This is a genomic window from Arcticibacter sp. (assembly GCF_045629565.1).
Taxonomy (GTDB): domain Bacteria; phylum Bacteroidota; class Bacteroidia; order Sphingobacteriales; family Sphingobacteriaceae; genus Arcticibacter.
Map to the genome: position 1 here is coordinate 1 of NZ_JAZQRL010000009.1, position 4,610 is coordinate 4,610.

General features: G+C 45.2%; 6 protein-coding genes and 1 tRNA gene. 5 read left to right on the forward strand and 2 right to left on the reverse strand.

The genetic code is table 11. The annotated features are described in order from the left end of the window. The first annotated feature begins 23 nt into the window (after positions 1 to 23). Positions 24 to 96, forward strand: a tRNA-Lys gene (locus tag ACKI5J_RS01305). A gap of 443 nt (positions 97 to 539) precedes the next feature. Here ACKI5J_RS01305 and ACKI5J_RS01310 read toward each other — a convergent pair. Beyond that, positions 540 to 833 carry a hypothetical protein gene (locus tag ACKI5J_RS01310; RefSeq protein WP_407425714.1) on the reverse strand — a complete coding sequence of 98 codons (294 nt, stop codon included), beginning with the start codon at positions 831 to 833 and terminating at the stop codon, positions 540 to 542. A 5-nt stretch (positions 834 to 838) separates the two neighbouring features. Then, the gene (locus tag ACKI5J_RS01315) at positions 839 to 1,345 is read right to left on the reverse strand and encodes a DinB family protein (protein WP_407425716.1); all 507 of its coding nucleotides are present in this window, start codon (positions 1,343 to 1,345) and stop codon (positions 839 to 841) included. 114 nt (positions 1,346 to 1,459) lie between these two features. On the opposite strand from ACKI5J_RS01315, the gene ACKI5J_RS01320 reads away from it, so the two are divergent. The 4 genes from ACKI5J_RS01320 to ACKI5J_RS01335 all read left to right on the forward strand — a co-directional run. Further along, positions 1,460 to 1,810, forward strand: coding sequence for a DUF2200 domain-containing protein (locus ACKI5J_RS01320; RefSeq protein ID WP_407425718.1), 351 nt, complete (start codon positions 1,460 to 1,462; stop codon positions 1,808 to 1,810). 118 nt (positions 1,811 to 1,928) lie between these two features. Beyond that, positions 1,929 to 2,327, forward strand: coding sequence for a hypothetical protein (locus ACKI5J_RS01325; RefSeq protein ID WP_407425720.1), 399 nt, complete (start codon positions 1,929 to 1,931; stop codon positions 2,325 to 2,327). Between the two features lie 182 nt (positions 2,328 to 2,509). Further along, positions 2,510 to 3,592 (forward strand): efflux RND transporter periplasmic adaptor subunit, encoded by a 1,083-nt coding sequence (locus ACKI5J_RS01330; RefSeq protein WP_407425722.1) that lies wholly within the window; start codon positions 2,510 to 2,512, stop codon positions 3,590 to 3,592. 31 nt (positions 3,593 to 3,623) lie between these two features. Then, the coding region (locus tag ACKI5J_RS01335) for an efflux RND transporter permease subunit (RefSeq protein WP_407425724.1) at positions 3,624 to 4,610 on the forward strand (987 nt) is incomplete at its 3' end.

The following is a 4,610-nucleotide window of genomic DNA, read 5'->3' on the forward strand; positions in this document are numbered from 1 at the left end:
CTCTTCAGAAACAAAGAGGAAATGATTCCGTAGCTCAGCTGGTAGAGCATTACACTTTTAATGTAGTGGTCCTGGGTTCGAATCCCAGCGGGATCACAAGAAAGCTTCACAGAAATGTGAGGCTTTCTTCGTTTACAACGAACCGTAAAACGGTTTCAACGCACACCAGTTAACCAAGCGAATTTAAGCCGGAGACTCACTGGATTGCGCTAAAAGATAGGCTTATACCCCTTGGTACCTTGTTGACCGTTGCGCAACTGCATAGCGGAAACAATCCGCTCCAGTCCCAGTTGAATCGCGGCGATCGGCAGCAAAGTCTGATGCCATGGTTTCCCCTTTATCGATTATGGAAAGCTACTGCCACCTAGGGGTATGCAATACTTATCCGACAACCATTTCATCGTACGAAGTCGGTGATAGTATAGCAGCCCTGATGTCTTGAACTGACGATTTAACGTTGTTTAACATTGGAGAACCTGCATAAAATTTTCCTGAGGAAATTCCAATAAGGATTACCCCCGTTGCGTCGCCGTTGTACGTCAATCCTCCAGAAACCGTATAGCGAGCTGCTCCCACTCCTGTTCCAGGGATACATTTGGCCGACTTTCTTTCGCTTTACTATACCAGTAATCGGCGTTCCAGATATCCCCTTCTTTACGATGGAGGTACGCATGTATTAAGGACGAATCGGGATCTGAGAGGTGGTCAACCTGGCTGTGCGCTGTACTCCAATCTCCTTTCCCATCATACCAGAGCGCCTTTAGCTGAATGGATAAATCGTGCGCGGGTTTATCGGCATTCAGGGACGCTTTAAATTGTTCTAGTGTGTTCATAGGCATTAACTGGCTCCCCGGCTTTCTTCATAAGTTGGCCCGTACATACCCGGTACTTTGTTTCCTGTAGCACGCAGGTAGACAATCATTTCTCCCCGGTGATGATACGTGTGATTGAATAGGAAGCTCCGTGCCACAACCCCACGGGGCATGGGGCCAAGAACGATGCGATCGCCAATTTTCATGGTCCAGCTGTCCTGTAACTTCTCATCTGAAACCGACATCAACGCAGCTCTGGCTTGTTCGACATTGGCTTCAAAAAAAGCCCTTGTTGCGTCAATGTCATTTGAATCACCACGTTCGACGTTATCTGCGGCCATATCATAGACGTCCTGGGTAAACGTCCCCACATACCAGTAGTAGATCGTGGCGATGTGCTGTGCGAGCTCCCCCATTGTCCAGGAAGTTTCCGAAGGTTTATACTCGAGGTCTTTGGCTGGAATGGCCTCTAACAATCTGCGCGTGCTGTTTACTTCATGCTCAAATTCCTGAATCAAGTAGTGCCTTATCATAATGATCGTATTTATGACTAAATATAGCACAAATGAAATTATCCGTTCAAACAATCAGAAAGGTGATCTTAGGTCAACCCTGAATATTATCTTTGACAATAATAATCATGCACGATGGAAAACGCCAAGATATACCGAATGTCTTTTGCAAGTGTGTATCCGCTTTACATTAAGAAAGCGGAAAGGAAAGGGCGAACGAAAGCCGAAGTAGATGAAATTATCTTTTGGCTTACAGGCTACGACCAGCACAGCTTAACATGGCATCTTGAAGCCGGAACAGACTTTGAGACCTTCTTTGCACAGGCACCACAGCTGAATGCCAATGTCTCAAAAATCACGGGATTAATTTGCGGCTACCGGGTGGAAGAAATTGAAGATAAGTTGATGCAGAAAATTCGTTATCTGGATAAACTTGTCGATGAACTGGCGAAAGGAAAAGCAATGGATAAAATCTTGAGGAACTGAACCTCTCTTTATCTCTTTTAGCGCCAGCTCCATAATCTGAATCTATATTATAATATTACTGTCAAAATCCCTGGTAAGGAATTAAGTTGTTGGCTTATAAATTACTTTTGGCGCGTCAATGAGACCTATATTTCTAATTTTTCTATTCTTAACCTTACTATCGGCAGGACTAAGTATCCATGCAGCCGGGAATATTGTTACCAATGGAACATCTGGTTCTCAGGTTAAGATCATCAAAAAAGTTGATCGGGTACCATACACGGAGCACGGCCATCGCCACATTGCCATTAAGCGTGCAGGTCTGACTGAAGTTACAACGTCATTCCTTAGCGATGAAGATGACGATAACATGTCTGCCCGAAAATACCTGCTACCAGCGCTCTGCGCTTTGATCCTCTACTATGCCATTGTTTTTTGCCTTCATGGCATCTACTCCAAGGAACGGCTGCCCTTCTGCAATCACCTTTGCCAAACCGGCGCTTACAAGAATATCTTCCAGCGGTCTTTAAGACTTTGAGATTCCCAATTTTTCAGCTACCTGAGGCATGCTCCGCGTTATCCGGTGAATAGACAGGTCCTTTTCATTGTTAATGCACGGCAAACCCGTTTACTGAGCCCTGTGCATTACATCTCGTAGCTGACCCTCCATTCAGAAAACTCCCAATTCGAGCATCTAATTGCGTTAAATTTCAATACATCATGAAAAGAATTCTCATGCTCCCAGGCTTGCTTGCCTTGTTGTACCAAACTGGCTGTACACGAAAAAAAGAAGAAAAAGTAGAACCGGGTAAATATACCGTAACCGCTCCTGCTGTTGTTGATACATCTCTTACCAGGGAATACGTCTCGCAGATTCAGTCGGTTCGCAATATTGAACTCCGGGCACAGGAAAAAGGCTATTTGCAAAATATCTATGTAGATGAAGGTCAATCGGTTAAATCTGGTCAGTTGCTGTTCCGGATTATGCCGAAGATCTATGAGGCCGAGTTGTTGAAAGCCCAGGCAGAAGCCAAATCTGCAGAAATAGAATTACAGAATACAAAATTACTGGCAGACAAGAATGTCGTCTCCAAGAATGAAATGGCTATGGCTCAGGCCAGGTTGGATCAGGCAAGAGCTGAAACCACCCTTGCCCGGCTTCACCTGTCCTTCACAGAGATACGGGCGCCATTTGACGGAACGATCGACAGGATACCAAAGAAACTTGGTAGCCTGATCGACGACGGTGAATTGCTGACGAGCCTCTCAGACAATAGTCAGATGTTTGCCTACTTCAATGTCTCTGAGCCCGAATATCTGGACTATGAGACAAACACCAAAGGTCGTGGAGACAGCAAGGTAAATTTGCTTTTGGCCAACAACCAACCACTGCCTTATAAGGGTGAGGTGGAGACGATTGAAAGTGAGTTCAATAAGGAGACTGGAAACATTGCCTTTCGGGCCAGATTTCCCAATCCAGACAAGCTGCTAAAGAATGGTGAAACGGGTAAAATTCAAATGAACGTTCCACTTCGCCATGCGCTTGTCATTCCACAAAAGGCTACGTACGAAATTCAGGATAAGGTGTATGTCTTTGTCGTAGATAAAAACAACGTGGTTAAATCCAGAAACATCACTTTGAATGGTGAGATGCCGGACTTGTATGTAGTTGGAAGCGGACTCTCCGGGCGTGACAGGATACTGCTTGAAGGTGTGCAGAAGGTGAAAGATGATGATAGGATCAATTATGAGTTCGTGACGCCTCAGAATGCCATTTCCCACCTGCAATTGAAAGCAGAATAGTGATTTAATCCCTTAAACAAGTAAACCTAAAATGTTTAACAAATTTATTCACAGGCCTGTCCTGTCTATCGTAATATCGCTTATTATTGTTTTTCTGGGCGTGTTGGCGGTGGCCCACTTACCTGTAACACAATTTCCCTCCATCTCCCCGCCGAAGGTGAATATTACTGCCGAATATCCTGGTGCAAACAATGAACTTCTGATCAAGTCGGTCGTCATTCCTTTGGAAAGAGCGATTAATGGAGTGCCAGGAATGAAATACATGGCATCAGATGCCGGCAATGATGGCGAAGCAACAATACAGGTGGTCTTTAACCTGGGTACAGACCCCAATCAAGCATCGGTCAATATCCAGAACCGCGTTGCTTCGGTTGTAAATAAGTTACCGCCGCTAGTGGTACGCGAAGGTGTAAAGGTAACCCGGGAGGAATCGAATATGCTGATGTATATTAACTTATACAGCAAGGACCCGCACATGGATCAGAAGTTTCTGTTCAACTTCGCGGACATCAATGTTTTGTCTGAACTCAAGCGGGTTGATGGTGTAGGCGTAGCGGATATTCTGGGTAACCGGGAGTACGCCATGCGTATTTGGTTGAAGCCAGACCGCATGCTGGCTTACAAAATTTCTGCGGAAGAGGTGCTGAAAGCACTGAATGAGCAGAGCCTGGAAGCCTCGCCGGGGAAAACAGGTGAAAGCTCAGGTAAAAGATCACAGGCTTTTGAGTATGTATTGAAATATCCGGGACGGTTTACAAACAAGGAGGGATATGAGAATATCATTCTACGATCCAGTTCGGATGGCGAGATCTTACGCCTGAAAGATGTTGCAACGGTTGAATTCGGCAGTTCGATGTATGACATCTACTCCAACCTGAATGGCCGCTCCTCTGCAGCAATTACGGTGAAGCAATCGTACGGTAGCAATGCCAGTCAGGTCATTAAGGATATCAAAGCTAAAATGGCAGAGATGAAGGCCAGTTCATTTCCAAAAGGCATGGATTATGAGATCAGTTAT

Excerpts from the sequence above, each read along its gene's own strand:
- ACKI5J_RS01310 (WP_407425714.1), bottom strand. The coding sequence starts at position 833 with ATGAACACACTAGAACAATTTAAAGCGTCCCTGAATGCCGATAAACCC.
- ACKI5J_RS01315 (WP_407425716.1), bottom strand. The coding sequence starts at position 1,345 with ATGATAAGGCACTACTTGATTCAGGAATTTGAGCATGAAGTAAACAGC.
- ACKI5J_RS01320 (WP_407425718.1), top strand. The coding sequence starts at position 1,460 with ATGGAAAACGCCAAGATATACCGAATGTCTTTTGCAAGTGTGTATCCG.
- ACKI5J_RS01325 (WP_407425720.1), top strand. The coding sequence starts at position 1,929 with ATGAGACCTATATTTCTAATTTTTCTATTCTTAACCTTACTATCGGCA.
- ACKI5J_RS01330 (WP_407425722.1), top strand. The coding sequence starts at position 2,510 with ATGAAAAGAATTCTCATGCTCCCAGGCTTGCTTGCCTTGTTGTACCAA.